Here is a 17,302-nt window from a genome sequence, read left to right as displayed (position 1 = left end):
ATGACAAAACAACGTATTTTTGTCGCCGGTCATCGCGGAATGGTGGGTTCCGCGATTGTCCGCCAGCTGGAACAGCGCGGTGACGTAGAGGTGATTGTCCGCACCCGTGACGAGCTGAACCTGCTCGACAGCCGTGCGGTACAGGACTTCTTTGCCAACGAACGCATTGACCAGGTGTATCTGGCGGCGGCGAAGGTGGGCGGCATTGTCGCTAACAACACCTATCCGGCGGATTTCATCTACGAGAACATGATGATTGAGAGCAACATCATTCACGCCGCGCATCTGCACAACGTGAACAAGCTGCTGTTCCTCGGTTCATCCTGTATCTACCCGAAGATGGCGAAGCAGCCGATCGCCGAAAGTGAGTTGCTGCAAGGCACGCTGGAAGCTACTAACGAGCCCTACGCGATTGCCAAAATTGCCGGGATCAAGCTGTGCGAGTCCTACAACCGTCAGTACAACCGCGACTATCGCTCGGTGATGCCGACTAACCTGTACGGACCGCACGACAACTTCCACCCGAGCAATTCCCACGTGATCCCGGCGCTGCTGCGTCGCTTCCACGAGGCGACTGCCGAAAACGCCCCGGACGTGGTGGTGTGGGGCAGCGGAACGCCAATGCGCGAGTTCCTGCACGTGGACGACATGGCGGCTGCCAGCATTCACGTGATGGAGCTGGATCGCGAGGTGTGGCAGGAAAACACCGAGCCGATGCTGTCGCACATTAACGTGGGTACCGGCGTGGACTGCACCATTCGCGAGCTGGCGCAGACCATCGCGCAGGTGGTGGGCTACAAGGGCCGCGTAGTGTTTGACGCGACCAAACCGGACGGCACGCCGCGCAAGCTGCTGGACGTGACCCGTCTGCATCAGCTGGGCTGGTATCACGAGGTCTCACTGGAGCAGGGGCTGGCCAGCACCTACCAGTGGTTCCTGGAAAACCAGCACCGCTTCCGGGGGTAATGATGTTTTTAAGTCAGGAAGATTTTGCCACGGTAGTGCGTTCCACTCCGCTCATTTCGATTGATTTGATCGTGGAGAACGAACGCGGCGAGTTCTTGCTGGGGAAACGAACCAATCGTCCTGCACAGGGCTTCTGGTTCGTGCCCGGCGGGCGCGTGCAGAAGGATGAGACGCTGGTTGATGCGTTTGAGCGTCTCACTCTGGCGGAGCTGGGCCTGCAGCTGCCGATGGCAGCGGGCCAGTTTTACGGGGTCTGGCAGCACTTCTATGACGATAACTTTTCGGGCACCGGGTTCTCCACGCACTACATCGTGCTGGGGTTCCGCCTGAAGGTGAGTGAGGCAGACCTGCGTCTGCCTGATTCTCAGCATGACGATTACCGCTGGCTAACGCCAGAGGCGCTGCTGGCAAGCGACAACGTCCATGACAACAGTCGGGCGTACTTCCTCGCGGAACGTCAGGCCGAGGTGCCAGGACTATGAAAATCCTCGTCTACGGAATTAACTACTCGCCGGAATTAACCGGTATCGGGAAATACACCGGCGAGATGGTGGAGTGGATGGCGAGCCAGGGACATGACGTGCGGGTGATTACTGCCCCGCCGTATTACCCGGAGTGGAAGGTAGGCGAACGCTATTCCAGCTGGCGCTATCGCCGTGAAGAGGGGGCCGCGACCGTCTGGCGCTGCCCGCTCTACGTGCCGAAACAGCCCTCGACGCTGAAACGTTTAATTCATCTGGGCAGCTTTGCCCTCAGCAGTTTCTTCCCGCTGATGGCGCAGCGTCGCTGGAAGCCGGATCGCATTATCGGCGTGGTGCCGACGCTGTTCTGCACGCCGGGCATGCGCCTGCTGGGAAAACTCTCCGGCGCGCGCACCCTGCTGCACATTCAGGATTATGAAGTGGACGCCATGCTCGGTCTGGGGATGGCCGGGAAAGGCAAGGGCGGCAAGGTGGCGAAGCTCGCCAGCGCCTTTGAGCGCAGTGGCCTGCATAACGTGGATTACGTCTCAACGATCTCGCGCTCGATGATGAACAAAGCGCAGGAGAAGGGCGTCCCGGCGGAGAAGGTTATCTTCTTCCCGAACTGGTCCGAAGTGGCGCGTTTTCGCGACGTGACGGAGCAAGAGGCTCAGGCGCTGCGCGCCCGGCTCGGTTTGCCTGAAGACCAAAAAATCATTCTTTACTCAGGCAACATCGGCGAAAAGCAGGGGCTGGAGAGCGTTATTGAAGCGGCCCAGCTGCTGATCGAACAGCCGTGGACGTTTGTGATTGTCGGACAGGGCGGGGGAAAAGCGCGGCTGGAGAAGATGGCCAGTGAACGCGGCCTGACCAACGTGAAGTTTTTCCCGCTGCAATCGTACGATGCGCTGCCCGCGCTGCTGAAAATGGCGGATTGCCATCTGGTCGTGCAAAAACGCGGCGCGGCGGATGCGGTGCTGCCGTCCAAGCTGACCAACATTCTGGCAGTGGGCGGTAACGCGGTGATTACGGCCGAAGCCGAAACTGAATTAGGCCAGCTGTGTGGCAGCTATCCGGGGATTGCCGTGTGCGTGGAGCCGGAATCCGTTCCCGCGCTGGTCACCGGCATTGAACAGGCACTCGCCATGCCAAAAGTGAACACGGTGGCACGTGAATATGCCGAACGCACGCTCGAGAAAGAGAACGTGCTGAGCCAATTTATTGCAGATATACGGGGATAAATCATGAGTCAAACCACTTTGTATCCGGTTGTGATGGCTGGTGGCTCTGGTAGCCGGTTGTGGCCGCTGTCCCGCGTGCTCTATCCAAAACAGTTCCTCTGCCTGAAAGGGGATCTCACCATGCTGCAGACGACGGTAAACCGTCTGCACGGCGTGGAGTGTGAAAGCCCGGTGGTGATTTGTAACGAACAGCACCGCTTTATCGTTGCCGAGCAGCTGCGCCAGCTGAACAAGCTCACGGAAAACATCATCCTGGAGCCTGCCGGACGTAATACCGCGCCCGCGATCGCCCTGGCGGCGCTGGCGGCAAAACGCAGCAGCCCTGACTGTGACCCGCTGATGCTGGTCCTGGCGGCAGATCACGTTATCCAGCAGGAAGACGCATTCCGCGACGCGGTGCGTGCCGCGATCCCTTACGCCGAGAGCGGCAAGCTGGTGACCTTCGGCATCGTGCCGGATCTGCCGGAAACCGGCTACGGCTACATCCGTCGCGGCAGCGTAACGCCGGGTGAAGGCGACAGCGTGGCGTTTGACGTGGCGCAGTTTGTCGAAAAACCGAATCTCGAAACCGCGCAGGCCTATGTCGCCAGCGGTGAATATTACTGGAACAGCGGGATGTTCCTGTTCCGCGCCGGACGCTATCTCGAAGAGCTGCGTAAATACCGCCCGGATATTCTGAACGCCTGCGAAAAAGCGATGGCGGTGGTGGACCCGGATCTCGACTTTATCCGCGTGGATGAAGAGGCGTTCCTCGCCTGCCCGGAAGAGTCTATCGACTACGCCGTGATGGAACGCACGGCTGACGCGGTGGTGGTACCGATGGATGCAGGCTGGAGCGACGTTGGCTCCTGGTCCTCCCTGTGGGAGATCAGCGCCCATACCCCGGAGGGTAACGTCCATCACGGCGATGTGATTAGCCACAAAACCGAAAACAGCTACGTTTACGCCGAGTCCGGCCTCGTCACCACCGTCGGGGTGAAGGATCTGGTGGTTGTCCAGACCAAAGACGCGGTGCTGATTGCCGACCGTAACGCCGTGCAGGACGTTAAAAAAGTGGTTGAGAAGATCAAGGCCGATGGCCGTCACGAACACCACATTCACCGTGAAGTGTACCGTCCGTGGGGCAAATATGACTCCATCGACGCGGGTGACCGCTATCAGGTGAAGCGCATCACCGTGAAGCCGGGCGAGGGGCTGTCGGTGCAGATGCACCATCACCGCGCTGAACACTGGGTGGTGGTGGCGGGTACGGCCAAAGTCACAATCGACGGCGAAGTGAAGCTGCTGGGTGAAAACGAGTCCATTTATATTCCGCTGGGCGCCACGCACTGTCTGGAAAACCCGGGAAAAATTCCTCTCGATTTAATTGAGGTGCGCTCCGGCTCGTATCTGGAAGAGGACGACATTGTGCGCTTCCAGGATCGCTACGGGCGCGTGTAGCACGCCGCATCATGCCCGGCGGCGCTGCGCCTGCCGGGCCTACGAATGACAAAAATAAATTTGGCCATTAAGTGGTCAGGGCCAACTGTTGCCTGAAAAAGGGGTCATCATGGAAAAATTAACCTGTTTTAAAGCCTACGATATTCGCGGCAAGCTGGGCGAAGAGCTGAACGAAGACATCGCGTGGCGCATCGGCCGCGCGTACGGCGAATATTTAAAACCTAAGACCATCGTGCTGGGCGGCGACGTGCGTCTGACCAGTGAATCCCTGAAGCTGGCGCTGGCAAAAGGGCTGCAGGACGCGGGCGTGGACGTGCTGGACATCGGCCTGTCCGGAACCGAAGAGATTTACTTTGCCACCTTCCACCTCGGCGTGGACGGCGGTATCGAAGTGACGGCCAGCCACAACCCGATGGACTACAACGGCATGAAGCTGGTGCGCAAGGGCGCGCGTCCGATTAGCGGCGACACCGGCCTGCGCGACGTGCAGCGCCTCGCGGAAGCTAACGACTTCCCGCCGGTGAACGAAGCGAAGCGCGGCAGCTACAAGCAGATTAACCTGCAGAAAGAGTACATCGACCACCTGCTGGGCTACATCAACGTGGCGAACCTCAAGCCGCTCAAGCTGGTCATCAACTCCGGTAACGGTGCGGCCGGCCCGGTTGTCGATGCGCTGGAAGCCCGCTTTAAGGCGCTGAACGTGCCGGTGACCTTCGTCAAGGTACACAACACGCCGGACGGTAACTTCCCGAACGGTATTCCTAACCCGCTGCTGCCGGAGTGCCGCGACGACACCCGTAACGCGGTGATTGAGCACGGTGCCGATATGGGCATCGCCTTCGACGGCGACTTCGACCGCTGCTTCCTGTTCGATGAGAAAGGGCAGTTTATCGAAGGCTACTACATCGTTGGCCTGCTGGCGGAAGCGTTCCTGGAGAAAAACCCGGGCGCGAAGATCATTCACGATCCGCGTCTTTCCTGGAACACCGTCGACGTGGTGAAGGCCGCGGGCGGCGAGCCGGTGATGTCTAAAACCGGCCATGCCTTCATCAAAGAGCGCATGCGCGAAGAAGACGCCATCTACGGCGGCGAGATGAGCGCGCACCACTATTTCCGTGATTTTGCCTACTGCGACAGCGGGATGATCCCGTGGCTGCTGGTGACCGAACTCCTGTGCCTGAAGGGGCAGAGCCTGGGAGAACTGGTACGCGATCGTATGGCTGCCTTCCCGGCGAGCGGGGAGATCAACAGCAAGCTGGCGCAGCCGGCCGAGGCGATTGCCCGCGTTGAACAGCACTTTGCCATTCACGCGCTGGAGATTGACCGTACGGACGGCATCAGCATGGCGTTCCCGCAGTGGCGCTTTAACCTGCGTTCGTCCAACACCGAGCCGGTGGTTCGCCTGAACGTGGAATCCCGCGCTGATACGGCGCTGATGGAAGCCCGAACGAAGGACATTCTGGCGCTGTTGACTCAGTAACAATTGCCCCTCCCGGCGGGAGGGGGAACCGAATACAGGAACAACGATGACGAATCTAAAAAAACGCGAACGAGCGAGAACGAATGCATCGTTAATCTCTATGGTGCAGCGTTTTTCTGATATCACCATCATGGTCGGTGGATTGTGGGCGGTGTGTCGGATCAGCGGGCTGCCGTTCTTATATATGCATCTTCTGATGGCCCTGATTGCGCTGGTTGTGTTTCAGATGATCGGCGGAATGACCGATTTCTACCGCTCGTGGCGCGGCGTGAAAATGACCACCGAACTGATGCTGCTGCTGCAGAACTGGACCCTGAGCCTGATTTTCAGCGCCGGTCTGGTGGCGTTCAGCCATGATTTTGACAACCGCTTCGTGACCTATCTCTGCTGGTACCTGTTAACCAGCGTCGGCATGGTGGTGTGCCGTTCCCTGATCCGCTTTGGCGCGGGCTGGCTGCGTAACCGCGGCTATAACCGTCGCTTCGTGGCGGTGGCAGGCGATCTGCCGGTGGGGAGGGTGTTGCTCGACAGCTTCCGCAAAGAGCCGTGGTTAGGCTTTGAAGTGGTGGGGATTTATCACGACGCGAAGCCGGGTGGCGTGCCGTCTGACTGGGCGGGCAATTACGACCAGCTGATTGAAGACGCGAAAGCGGGCAAAATTCACAACGTTTATATTGCCATGCAGATGAAAGACGAAACCCGCATCAAGCAGCTGATGCGCGAGCTGGCGGACACGACCTGCTCGGTGATCCTGATCCCGGACGTGTTTACCTTCAACATTCTGCATTCCCGCATTGAGGAGGTGAACGGCGTGCCGGTGGTACCGCTGTACGACACGCCGCTGTCGGGGATTAACCGCGTGCTCAAGCGCGTGGAAGATATCGTACTCTCTTCGCTGATCTTACTGCTTATTTCCCCGGTGCTGTGCTGCATCGCTCTGGCGGTGAAGCTGAGCTCTCCCGGCCCGGTCATCTTCCGTCAGACCCGCTACGGCATGGACGGTAAGCCAATCATGGTGTGGAAATTCCGCTCCATGAAGGTCATGGAAAACGACAAGGTGGTGACCCAGGCGACGCAGAACGATCCGCGCGTCACCCGCGTGGGTAACTTCCTGCGCCGCACTTCGCTTGACGAGCTGCCGCAGTTCATCAACGTCTTTACCGGCGGCATGTCGATTGTTGGCCCGCGTCCGCACGCGGTGGCGCATAACGAGCAGTACCGTTCGCTGATTGAGGGCTACATGCTGCGCCATAAGGTGAAGCCGGGTATCACCGGCTGGGCGCAGATCAACGGCTGGCGCGGCGAGACCGACACGCTGGAAAAAATGGAAAAACGCATCGAGTTCGATCTGGAGTACATCCGCGAGTGGAGCCTCTGGTTCGATATCAAGATTGTTTTTCTGACCATCTTCAAAGGTTTCGTGAACAAAGCGGCGTACTAAGATGAGCTTACGTGAAAAAACCATCAGCGGCGCCAAGTGGTCAGCGATGGCGACCATCGTCATCATTGGCCTCGGCCTGGTGCAGATGACGGTGCTGGCGCGCATTATCGATAACCACCAGTTCGGCCTGCTGACCGTCTCGCTGGTGATTATCGCGCTGGCCGACACGCTGTCTGACTTTGGTATCGCCAACTCCATTATCCAGCGCAAAGAGATCAGCCATCTTGAGCTGACCACGCTCTACTGGCTGAACGTGGGGCTGGGGATTTTCGTCTTTGTGCTGGTGTTCCTCCTGAGCGACACCATCGCCAGCGTGCTGCACAACCCGGACCTCGCTCCGCTGATGCGTACGTTGTCCTTTGCATTCGTGGTTATCCCGCACGGGCAGCAGTTCCGCGCGCTGATGCAGAAAGAGCTGGAGTTCAACAAGATCGGCATGATTGAAACCAGCGCCGTGCTGGCGGGCTTTACCTTTACCGTGGCGAGCGCCCATTTCTGGCCGCTGGCGATGACCGCCATCCTCGGTTACCTGGTTAACTCTGCCGTGCGTACGCTGCTGTTCGGCTACTTTGGCCGCAAGATTTACCGTCCGGGGCTGCACTTCTCTCTCGCGTCCGTCTCGTCCAACCTGCGCTTTGGCGCGTGGCTGACGGCGGACAGCATCATCAACTACGTGAACACCAACCTTTCGACGCTGGTGCTGGCACGTATTCTCGGCGCGAGCGTGGCGGGGGGCTACAACCTGGCCTATAACGTTGCGGTTGTTCCTCCTATGAAGTTGAACCCCATTATTACTCGCGTGCTGTTCCCGGCGTTCGCCAAGATTCAGGACGACACCGAGAAGCTGCGCGTCAACTTCTACAAGCTGCTTTCCGTGGTGGGGATTATCAACTTCCCGGTGCTGCTGGGGCTGATGGTGGTTTCCAGTAACTTCGTGCCGCTGGTGTTTGGCGAGAAGTGGAACGGCATTATCCCGATCCTGCAGCTGCTGTGTGTGGTGGGGCTGCTGCGCTCCGTGGGCAATCCGATTGGTTCTCTGCTGATGGCGAAGGCGCGCGTGGATATCAGCTTTAAGTTCAACGTGTTCAAAACTTTCCTGTTTATTCCGGCGATTATCGTCGGCGGGCATATGGCGGGCGCCATCGGCGTCACGCTGGGCTTCCTGCTGGTGCAGATCGTCAATACCGTTCTGAGCTACTTCATCATGATCAAACCGGTGCTGGGCTCCAGCTACCGTCAGTACATCCTGAGCCTGTGGCTGCCGTTCTATCTCTCATTGCCGACCCTGGCGGTGAGCTACGGCCTGGGCATTATCCTCAGCGGGCATCTGCCGCTGGCCGCGCTGCTGGCGGTGCAGGTTGCCGCGGGCGCGCTGGCCTTTGGCGTGATGATTGTGCTGTCGCGCAACGCGCTGGTGGTAGAGATGAAGCGCCAGTTTTGCCGTAACGAAAAAATGAAAACGCTGCTTCGCGCAGGCTAGTTCTTTAAGAGGCCATTATGAAATTATTAATTCTTGGCAACCATACCTGCGGCAACCGTGGCGACAGCGCCATCCTGCGCGGTTTACTGGATGCAATTAACACCCTTAAGCCTGAGACTGAAGTGGACGTGATGAGCCGTTATCCGGTCAGCTCATCCTGGTTACTGAACCGCCCGGTGATGGGCGACCCGCTCTACAGCCAGATGAAACAGCACAATAACGCCGCGGGCGTGATGGGTCGCGTGAAGAAAGTGCTGCGCCGTCGCTACCAGCATCAGGTGCTGCTTTCCCGCGTCACCGACACCGGCAGGCTGCGCAACATCGCAATCGCGCAGGGATTTACGGACTTCGTGCGTCTGCTTTCCGGCTATGACGCCATTATTCAGGTCGGCGGCTCGTTCTTCGTCGATCTTTACGGCGTGCCGCAGTTTGAGCATGCGCTGTGCACGTTCATGGCGAAAAAGCCGCTGTTTATGATCGGCCACAGCGTCGGGCCGTTCCAGGATCCGCAGTTTAACCAGCTGGCAAATTATGTGTTTGGCCACTGCGACGCGCTGATCCTGCGTGAATCGGTCAGCCTCGACATGATGAAGCGTAGCGAAATTGACACCTCTAAAGTAGAACACGGCGTGGATACCGCCTGGCTGGTGGATCACCAGGACGATAACTTCCAGCCGAGCTACGCGGTGCAGCACTGGCTCGACGTGACGGCGAAACAGAAGACCGTTGCGATTACCCTGCGTGAACTCGCCCCGTTCGATAAGCGTCTTGGCACCACCCAGGCAGCCTATGAGAAAGCGTTCGCCGACGTGGTGAACCGCGTACTGGACAGCGGTTACCAGGTGCTGGCGCTCTCAACCTGTACTGGCATCGACAGCTACAACAAAGATGACCGCATGGTGGCGCTGAACCTGCGCAACCTGGTGAACGACCCGTCCCGCTACCACGTGGTGATGGACGAGCTGAACGACCTGGAGATGGGCAAACTGCTTGCAGCCTGCGACCTGACCGTGGGCACCCGTCTGCACTCGGCGATTATCTCCATGAACTTTGGCACGCCGGCCATCGCCATTAACTATGAGCACAAGTCCGCCGGGATTATGCAGCAGCTTGGCATGCCGGAGATGGCCGTGGATATTCGTCATCTGCTGGACGGATCGCTCGGTGCAATGGTGGGGGACACCCTGGGTCAACTGCCCGCGATCAATGAACGCCTGGCGGTAGCGGTGAAAGCCGAGCGCGAGAAGGGCATTGGAATGGTGAAATCGGTGCTTGAACGCGTGCGGGAGGGGAAATGAAGGTTGGTTTCTTCTTACTGAAATTTCCGCTGTCGTCTGAGACCTTTGTACTGAACCAAATTACCGCGTTTATCGATATGGGATATGACGTGGAGATCGTCGCCCTGCAAAAGGGCGACACCAAAAATACCCATGCGGCGTATGCCCAGTATGGGCTGGAGGAGAAGACCCGCTGGCTGCAGGACGAACCGGCCGGGAAGCTGAGCAAGCTGCGCTACCGGGCCAGCCAGACGTTACGCGGGATCCACCGCGCGTCGACGTGGCGCGCGCTGAACGTTTCCCGCTATGGATCGGAATCTCGCAATTTAATTCTGTCGGCCATCTGCGGGCAAACGGCGCAGCCGTATCGTGCCGACGTGTTTATCGCCCACTTTGGCCCGGCGGGGGTCACCGCCGCGAAACTGCGTGAGCTTGGCGTAATTGACGGCAAAATTGCGACCATCTTCCACGGTATCGACATTTCCAGCCGCGAGGTGCTGAACCACTACACGCCGGAGTATCAGGAGCTTTTCCGCCGCGGCGACATGATGCTGCCCATCAGCGACCTGTGGGCCGGACGACTGAAAAGCATGGGCTGTCCGGGGGAGAAAATTGCCGTGTCGCGTATGGGCGTCGATTTAACGCGCTTCACTCGCCGCCCGGTTAAGGTGCCGGGAAAACCGCTGCAGATCATCTCCGTAGCCCGTCTGACCGAGAAGAAAGGTCTGCACGTGGCCATCGAAGCCTGCCGACAGCTGAAGGCGCGCGGGGTAGCGTTCCACTATCGCATTCTCGGCATTGGCCCGTGGGAACGTCGTCTGCGCACGCTTATCGAACAGTATCAGCTGGACGATGTCGTCGAGATGCCGGGCTTCAAGCCGAGCCATGAGGTTAAAGCCATGCTCGATGAGGCGGACGTGTTCCTGCTGCCTTCTGTAACGGGCGCCGATGGCGATATGGAAGGCATTCCGGTGGCGCTGATGGAGGCGATGGCCGTTGGGATCCCGGTGGTATCGACGCTGCACAGCGGGATCCCGGAGCTGATCAAATCTGATCATTCCGGCTGGCTGGTGCCGGAGAATAACGCGATGGCTCTTGCAGATCGATTGGCTGCCTTTAGCGACATCGACCAGCAGGCGCTGGAGCCTGTGCTCCAGAATGCCCGACAAAAAGTTGAAACCGATTTTAACCAGCAGGTAATCAATCGCCAGTTAGCGAGCCTGCTGCAAACGCTGTAACGCCGAGGTTGTATGCTGAAAAAGATTACCCGACGCACCTTTGTCTCTTCTCTGTCCGTTCTGGCGGCCTCGCCGCTGCTGTCGTCCCGCATGGCGCGGGCGGCAAGCGGAAAGACGGTCTCCATTAATCAGTACAATAACAATGACTGGATCGCCGCTTTTAAGCAGGCGTTTAAGGACGGTGACACCGTCGTTGTCCCGGCCGGACTTACCTGCGAAAACATCAATACGGGCATTTTCATTCCCGACGGTAAAACGCTGCTGATCCGCGGAGCGTTGACCGGCAACGGACGTGGGCGTTTTGTGCTGCAGGAAGGCTGCAAAGTGATCGGTGAAGGCAGTGGGCGCACGGAGAACATCACGCTCGATGTTCGCGGCTCGGACTGCGCGATCAAAGGGCTGGCAATGAGCGGATTTGGGCCGGTGACGCAGATTTACATTGGCGGCAAGAAACCTCGCGTGATGCGCAATCTGGTGATTGATAACATCAGCGTGAGCCAGGCTAACTACGCCATCCTGCGCCAGGGCTTTCACAATCAGGTTGACGGCGCCCGGATCACCAACAGCAAATTCAGCCATCTGCAGGGCGATGCGATCGAGTGGAACGTTGCCATCAATGACCGCAATATTCTCATCTCCGATCATGTGATCGATAACATCAACTGCACCAACGGCAAGATCAACTGGGGCATCGGCATCGGCCTCGCCGGCAGCACCTACGATAACGACTACCCGGAAAAGCAAACCGTGAAGAACTTCGTGGTGGCAAATATCACCGGCAGCAACTGTCGCCAGCTGGTGCACGTTGAGAACGGGAAACACTTTGTTATCCGCAATATAAAGGCCAAAAATATTACCCCCGATTTCAGTAAAAAGGCGGGTATAGACAACGCAACGGTCGCCATTTATGGCTGTGATAATTTCATCATTGATAATGTCGACATGGTCAATAGTGCCGGAATGTTAATCGGCTATGGCGTAATTAAAGGCGATTATTTGTCCATCCCGCAGAACTTCAAGCTTAACAATATCCATCTGGATAATCGCCAGCTAGCGTATAAGCTGCGCGGAATACAAATTTCATCCGGTAATGCGACCTCCTTTGTAGCGATCACCAACGTGGAGATGAAGCGGGCGACGCTTGAGCTGCACAATAAACCGCAGCATCTTTTTTTACGTAATATCAACGTGATGCAGGAAGCGGCTATTGGCCCCGCGCTGAAGATCAACTTCGACCTGCGTAAAGATGTGCGGGGTAAATTTATGGCCAAAGACGAAACCTTGCTGTCGCTGGCGAACATCAAAGCGGTGAATGAGAAGGGGCAGAGTTCGGTGGATATTGACCGGGTGGATCAGCAGGTAGTGAATGTGGAAAGGCTGAATTTTGCGCTTCCGCACAGATAATCGACAACTTTCTATTTTGAGACTATTCCTGGCACAGAAGTGTGATCTATTCAGATTGCAACTACAGAAATTTGTGGGGCTAAGGCGTAACATTGCCAGAGGATTACGGCAAATCATGCTGGCGAAAACAGGTTTAAGAGCTATAATTCGTCAACCATTTTAAGGTGGAAGAAATAATGATTAATTTGAAAGCAGTCATTCCGGTAGCAGGTCTGGGCATGCATATGCTGCCAGCCACTAAAGCCATTCCTAAAGAGATGCTGCCGATCGTCGACAAACCGATGATTCAATATATCGTCGACGAGATTGTTGCTGCAGGGATCAAAGAAATCGTCCTGGTTACCCATTCATCCAAGAATGCGGTTGAGAACCACTTCGACACCTCTTACGAACTCGAAGCGCTGCTTGAGCAGCGCGTCAAACGCCAGCTGCTGGCAGAAGTGCAGTCTATCTGTCCGCCAGGCGTAACCATTATGAACGTGCGTCAGGCACAGCCGCTGGGTCTGGGTCACTCGATTTTGTGTGCCCGTCCGGTAGTGGGTGATAACCCATTCATCGTTGTTCTTCCGGACATCATCATCGATACCGCTTCAGCCGATCCGCTGCGTTACAACCTGGCGGCAATGGTGGCACGTTTCAATGAAACCGGCCGTAGCCAGGTACTGGCGAAACGCATGAAGGGCGATCTCTCCGAGTACTCCGTTATCCAGACAAAAGAAGCGCTGGAGACGGAAGGGCAGGTGAGCCGCATCGTTGAGTTCATCGAAAAACCCGATCAGCCGCAGACGCTGGATTCGGATCTGATGGCGGTTGGCCGTTATGTTCTGAATGCCGATATCTGGGCGGAACTGGAAAAAACTGAGCCAGGCGCCTGGGATCGTATCCAGTTGACCGATGCAATTGCAGCACTGGCGAAAAAACAGTCCGTTGACGCAATGCTGATGACAGGTGACAGCTACGACTGCGGTAAGAAGCTGGGATACATGCAGGCGTTTGTGAACTATGGGCTGCGCAATCTGAAGGAAGGGGCGAAGTTCAGAAACCGGATTGAGAAGCTGTTGGCTAACGACTGATATTCATTCCGCGTCCAGAACAAACGGCAGTTATCATTTTTGGTGTTGAGACATAACCAAAATGATAACTGCCGTTTTTTGTTATTAATTTTAATGATTACATAGGGTTATCTGATTCAAATCTCAGCAGCTTTGTAGCGATTTGTGCTTGTTTCTGAGGTCGTTTAGGACGACAATTAACGCCAGTTTTTGTCTGTAACCAGACAAGCAAAATCATTAATCAAACATCGCTCAGTGCACTGGTAGCTGTTAAGCCAGGGGCGGTAGCGTGCTCAATTTCTGAAACAGTTAATAAATGCTCAGGTTTCAGAACCCCAGTATCCAGACATATACATTAGACGGAACAGATAACGTGAAAATTCTTGTGACGGGCGGGGCTGGTTTTATCGGCTCAGCGGTTGTGCGACATATTATTAAAAATACCCAGGACGATGTCGTCAATGTAGATAAGCTCACCTATGCCGGAAATCTGGAGTCGCTAACAGAAGTTAGTGATAGCAACCGATATGCCTTTGAGCATGCCGATATTTGCGACAAAGACGCCATGGATCGCATCTTTGCAAAGCATAAGCCTGATGCGGTAATGCATCTGGCTGCTGAAAGCCACGTTGACCGTTCTATTACGGGCCCGGCAGCGTTTATCGAAACCAATATCGTCGGCACTTATGTGTTGCTGGAAGCCGCTCGCGCGTACTGGTCCACTCTGGATGAGCAGGCGAAGAAAGCGTTCCGTTTCCATCACATATCTACCGACGAAGTGTATGGAGATTTGCCGCATCCTGATGAGCATCCTGCATCAACTGAGCTGCCACTCTTTACTGAAACTACCGCGTATGCGCCCAGCAGTCCGTATTCAGCGTCAAAAGCCTCCAGCGATCATCTCGTTCGTGCCTGGATGCGTACCTACGGTTTCCCGACCATCGTCACCAACTGTTCAAATAACTATGGCCCTTACCATTTCCCGGAAAAACTGATTCCGCTGGTTATCCTGAATGCATTGGACGGCAAAGCGCTACCTATTTACGGCAAGGGCGATCAAATCCGCGACTGGCTCTATGTTGAAGACCATGCGCGTGCACTCTATACCGTGGTCACCCAAGGGAAACCGGGGGAGACGTACAACATTGGTGGACACAACGAAAAGCAGAACCTTGATGTGGTGCATACGATTTGCGATCTGCTGGATGAGATTGTGCCTAAAGAGGGGTCGTATCGCGATCAGATTACCTATGTTGCTGACCGTCCGGGCCATGACCGCCGCTATGCGATTGATGCAAATAAAATTGGTGCTGAGTTGGGGTGGACGCCACAGGAGAGCTTTGAAAGTGGCATTCGTAAGACGGTGGAATGGTATCTGAGCAATCTGAACTGGGTTAACAACGTGAAAAGCGGGGCTTATAAAAGTTGGATCGAGCAGAACTACGGAGAACGTAAATAATGAATATTCTTCTGTTCGGTAAAACAGGGCAGGTGGGGTGGGAACTCCAGCGTGCGCTTGCTCCACTAGGTAATTTGATAGCGGTCGATGTGCATTCTAAAGAATATTGCGGAGACTTTAGCAATCCTGAAGGAATCGCGGAAACTGTTCGTACAATTAAACCTGACGTTGTCGTTAATGCTGCAGCGCATACGGCCGTTGATAAGGCTGAGTCCGAACCGGATTTTGCCAGACTCCTCAACGCAACTAGCGTTGAAGCGATAGCTAAAGAAGCCGCAAAAATAGACGCATGGGTTATTCACTACTCTACCGATTATGTATTCCCCGGTGACGGTGAAAAGCCATGGCGTGAAATAGATTCGACTGCTCCGTTGAATGTATACGGTGAGACAAAACTTGAAGGTGAAAAGGTATTGCAGGCGCATTGTCCTAAGCATCTTATTTTCCGTACCAGCTGGGTATATGCGGGGAAGGGCAACAATTTCGCTAAAACGATGTTGCGGCTCGCAAAAGAGCGCCAGGAACTCTCCGTTATCAACGATCAAGTTGGTGCCCCAACCGGCGCTGAGTTGTTAGCAGACTGCACAGCGCATGCTATTCGTGTCGCAATGATAAAGCCTGAAGTTGCTGGTCTCTACCATCTGGTCGCGTCGAATACGACTACCTGGTATGACTATGCAGCACTGGTGTTTGAAGAGGCCAGAAAAGCAGGTATTGAGTTGGCTCTTGAAAAGCTTAATGCTGTTCCAACGTCGTCTTATCCAACTCCTGCACGTCGACCTCATAATTCACGCTTGAACACAGAGAAGTTTCAGGTGAATTTTGGGCTTGTACTACCTTCGTGGGATATTGGCGTAAAACGGATGCTCGCTGAGCTTTTTACGACTCAATCAATTTAAGAAGATAAATGCCTTTATATGGGCATTTTGTATTTATAGAGAAAAATGATGGCTACGCGTAAAGGTATTATTCTTGCCGGTGGATCTGGCACTCGTCTCTACCCTGTAACAATGGCAGTGAGTAAACAATTGCTGCCAATTTATGACAAACCAATGATTTACTACCCACTGTCAACACTTATGCTGGCAGGAATAAAAGATATTCTTATTATCAGCACACCACAGGACACACCACGTTTTGAACAATTGCTTGGGGATGGCAGCCAGTGGGGGCTGAATCTACAATATAAAGTACAGCCAAGTCCAGATGGCCTTGCACAGGCGTTTATCATTGGTGAAGAGTTTATCGGCAGTGACAGCTGCGCTTTGGTGTTAGGTGACAATATCTTCTACGGACATGACCTGCCGAAGCAACTCGAAGCCGCTGTAAATAAAGACGAAGGTGCTACAGTATTCGCCTATCATGTTAATGATCCTGAGCGATATGGTGTAGTGGAATTTGATAAGAACGGCACCGCAATTAGTCTGGAAGAAAAACCGTTAGAACCGAAGAGTAATTATGCCGTTACAGGGCTGTATTTCTATGATAATGACGTAGTTGAAATGGCAAAAAACCTGAAGCCTTCTGCACGTGGTGAGTTAGAAATTACTGACATTAACCGTATTTATCTTGAGCAGGGGCGCCTGTCTGTTGCGATGATGGGGCGTGGGTATGCGTGGTTGGATACGGGGACTCATCAGAGTCTGATAGAAGCAAGTAATTTCATTGCGACAATTGAAGAGCGTCAGGGTTTAAAAGTTTCCTGCCCGGAAGAAATAGCATTCCGTAAGGGATTTATCAATGCAGAACAAGTTAAAAAGCTAGCGATCCCTTTATCGAAAAATGTTTACGGGCAGTATTTAATTAAAATGATTAAAGGTTACTAATAATGAATGTAATCAAGACAGATATACCAGATTTATTAATTTTTGAACCGACAGTTTTCGGCGATGAACGTGGTTTTTTCATGGAAAGCTTTAATCAGCAAATATTTGAAAAGGCAGTAGGACGTAAGGTTGAGTTTGTTCAAGATAATCACTCGAAGTCAAGTAAGGGGGTGCTACGTGGACTGCATTATCAATTACCTCCCTTCGCCCAGGCAAAGTTGGTTCGCTGTGTTGTTGGTGAGGTATATGATGTTGCAGTTGATATTCGTCGTGAATCACCAACATTTACACAATGGGTTGGGGTAAAGCTATCAGCAGAAAATAAGCGACAACTTTGGATCCCAGAAGGATTCGCTCACGGCTTTTTAGTTTTAAGCGAAGTGGCCGAGTTTGTATATAAAACTAATAATTATTATATGCCAGCATATGATAATGGAATATTATGGAATGATCCTCAGCTAAATATAAATTGGAATTGTGATGATGATTCGGTTTTTAATCTTTCATCCAAAGACAAATCTTTGCCATTCTTTTCTG

15 protein-coding genes are annotated in these 17,302 nt (G+C 54.6%); all 15 read left to right on the top strand.

Annotation, left to right across the window (positions count from 1 at the left end; translation table 11 throughout):
* Entirely contained in the window at positions 1–966 is a 966-nt protein-coding gene (locus IM273_RS01950) for a GDP-L-fucose synthase (RefSeq protein ID WP_024908102.1), read from the top strand.
* A 2-nt stretch (positions 967–968) separates the two neighbouring features.
* The gene (locus IM273_RS01945; protein ID WP_074135958.1) at positions 969–1,448 is read left to right on the top strand and encodes a GDP-mannose mannosyl hydrolase; all 480 of its coding nucleotides are present in this window, start codon (positions 969–971) and stop codon (positions 1,446–1,448) included.
* Positions 1,445–2,668, top strand: a complete 1,224-nt coding sequence (wcaI, locus tag IM273_RS01940) for a colanic acid biosynthesis fucosyltransferase WcaI (protein WP_045260413.1) — start codon at positions 1,445–1,447, stop codon at positions 2,666–2,668. The genes IM273_RS01945 and wcaI overlap by 4 nt, the downstream gene beginning before the upstream one ends.
* A gap of 3 nt (positions 2,669–2,671) precedes the next feature.
* Positions 2,672–4,108, top strand: a complete 1,437-nt coding sequence (gene cpsB, locus IM273_RS01935; protein WP_028013792.1) for a mannose-1-phosphate guanyltransferase — start codon at positions 2,672–2,674, stop codon at positions 4,106–4,108.
* Positions 4,109–4,217: 109 nt separating this feature from the next.
* Entirely contained in the window at positions 4,218–5,588 is a 1,371-nt protein-coding gene (gene cpsG / locus IM273_RS01930) for a colanic acid biosynthesis phosphomannomutase CpsG (protein ID WP_193051670.1), read from the top strand.
* 46 nt (positions 5,589–5,634) lie between these two features.
* Positions 5,635–7,029: an undecaprenyl-phosphate glucose phosphotransferase gene (gene wcaJ / locus IM273_RS01925; protein WP_028013790.1), complete on the top strand. Its 1,395-nt coding sequence runs from the start codon at positions 5,635–5,637 to the stop codon at positions 7,027–7,029.
* Position 7,030: 1 nt separating this feature from the next.
* Entirely contained in the window at positions 7,031–8,509 is a 1,479-nt protein-coding gene (gene wzxC, locus IM273_RS01920; protein ID WP_028013789.1) for a colanic acid undecaprenyl disphosphate flippase WzxC, read from the top strand.
* Between the two features lie 17 nt (positions 8,510–8,526).
* The gene (gene wcaK, locus IM273_RS01915) at positions 8,527–9,807 is read left to right on the top strand and encodes a colanic acid biosynthesis pyruvyl transferase WcaK (protein ID WP_047363165.1); all 1,281 of its coding nucleotides are present in this window, start codon (positions 8,527–8,529) and stop codon (positions 9,805–9,807) included.
* On the top strand, positions 9,804–11,024 hold the full coding sequence (gene wcaL / locus IM273_RS01910) for a colanic acid biosynthesis glycosyltransferase WcaL (protein WP_193051671.1): 1,221 nt from the start codon (positions 9,804–9,806) through the stop codon (positions 11,022–11,024). The genes wcaK and wcaL overlap by 4 nt, the downstream gene beginning before the upstream one ends.
* Positions 11,025–11,036: 12 nt before the next feature.
* Positions 11,037–12,428, top strand: a complete 1,392-nt coding sequence (gene wcaM / locus IM273_RS01905) for a colanic acid biosynthesis protein WcaM (protein ID WP_041909137.1) — start codon at positions 11,037–11,039, stop codon at positions 12,426–12,428.
* 176 nt (positions 12,429–12,604) lie between these two features.
* Positions 12,605–13,501: a GalU regulator GalF gene (gene galF / locus IM273_RS01900; RefSeq protein ID WP_048957548.1), complete on the top strand. Its 897-nt coding sequence runs from the start codon at positions 12,605–12,607 to the stop codon at positions 13,499–13,501.
* Positions 13,502–13,853: 352 nt separating this feature from the next.
* A complete protein-coding gene (rfbB, locus tag IM273_RS01895) occupies positions 13,854–14,939 on the top strand; it encodes a dTDP-glucose 4,6-dehydratase (RefSeq protein ID WP_193051672.1) in 1,086 nt (361 codons plus the stop codon).
* Positions 14,939–15,838, top strand: coding sequence for a dTDP-4-dehydrorhamnose reductase (gene rfbD, locus IM273_RS01890; protein ID WP_193051673.1), 900 nt, complete (start codon positions 14,939–14,941; stop codon positions 15,836–15,838). The genes rfbB and rfbD overlap by 1 nt, the downstream gene beginning before the upstream one ends.
* 48 nt (positions 15,839–15,886) lie before the next feature.
* The gene (gene rfbA / locus IM273_RS01885) at positions 15,887–16,765 is read left to right on the top strand and encodes a glucose-1-phosphate thymidylyltransferase RfbA (RefSeq protein WP_193051675.1); all 879 of its coding nucleotides are present in this window, start codon (positions 15,887–15,889) and stop codon (positions 16,763–16,765) included.
* A 2-nt stretch (positions 16,766–16,767) separates the two neighbouring features.
* The coding region (gene rfbC, locus IM273_RS01880) for a dTDP-4-dehydrorhamnose 3,5-epimerase (RefSeq protein ID WP_193055529.1) at positions 16,768–17,302 on the top strand (535 nt) is incomplete at its 3' end.

Origin of the sequence: Enterobacter cloacae complex sp. P13B, assembly GCF_014895915.1 — a bacterium.
Classification (GTDB): domain Bacteria; phylum Pseudomonadota; class Gammaproteobacteria; order Enterobacterales; family Enterobacteriaceae; genus Enterobacter; species Enterobacter bugandensis.
This window is presented reverse-complemented; position numbering and strand designations above follow the sequence as displayed.

Excerpts from the sequence above, each read along its gene's own strand:
- IM273_RS01950 (WP_024908102.1), top strand. The coding sequence starts at position 1 with ATGACAAAACAACGTATTTTTGTCGCCGGTCATCGCGGAATGGTGGGT.
- IM273_RS01945 (WP_074135958.1), top strand. The coding sequence starts at position 969 with ATGTTTTTAAGTCAGGAAGATTTTGCCACGGTAGTGCGTTCCACTCCG.
- wcaI (WP_045260413.1), top strand. The coding sequence starts at position 1,445 with ATGAAAATCCTCGTCTACGGAATTAACTACTCGCCGGAATTAACCGGT.
- cpsB (WP_028013792.1), top strand. The coding sequence starts at position 2,672 with ATGAGTCAAACCACTTTGTATCCGGTTGTGATGGCTGGTGGCTCTGGT.
- cpsG (WP_193051670.1), top strand. The coding sequence starts at position 4,218 with ATGGAAAAATTAACCTGTTTTAAAGCCTACGATATTCGCGGCAAGCTG.
- wcaJ (WP_028013790.1), top strand. The coding sequence starts at position 5,635 with ATGACGAATCTAAAAAAACGCGAACGAGCGAGAACGAATGCATCGTTA.
- wzxC (WP_028013789.1), top strand. The coding sequence starts at position 7,031 with ATGAGCTTACGTGAAAAAACCATCAGCGGCGCCAAGTGGTCAGCGATG.
- wcaK (WP_047363165.1), top strand. The coding sequence starts at position 8,527 with ATGAAATTATTAATTCTTGGCAACCATACCTGCGGCAACCGTGGCGAC.
- wcaL (WP_193051671.1), top strand. The coding sequence starts at position 9,804 with ATGAAGGTTGGTTTCTTCTTACTGAAATTTCCGCTGTCGTCTGAGACC.
- wcaM (WP_041909137.1), top strand. The coding sequence starts at position 11,037 with ATGCTGAAAAAGATTACCCGACGCACCTTTGTCTCTTCTCTGTCCGTT.
- galF (WP_048957548.1), top strand. The coding sequence starts at position 12,605 with ATGATTAATTTGAAAGCAGTCATTCCGGTAGCAGGTCTGGGCATGCAT.
- rfbD (WP_193051673.1), top strand. The coding sequence starts at position 14,939 with ATGAATATTCTTCTGTTCGGTAAAACAGGGCAGGTGGGGTGGGAACTC.
- rfbA (WP_193051675.1), top strand. The coding sequence starts at position 15,887 with ATGGCTACGCGTAAAGGTATTATTCTTGCCGGTGGATCTGGCACTCGT.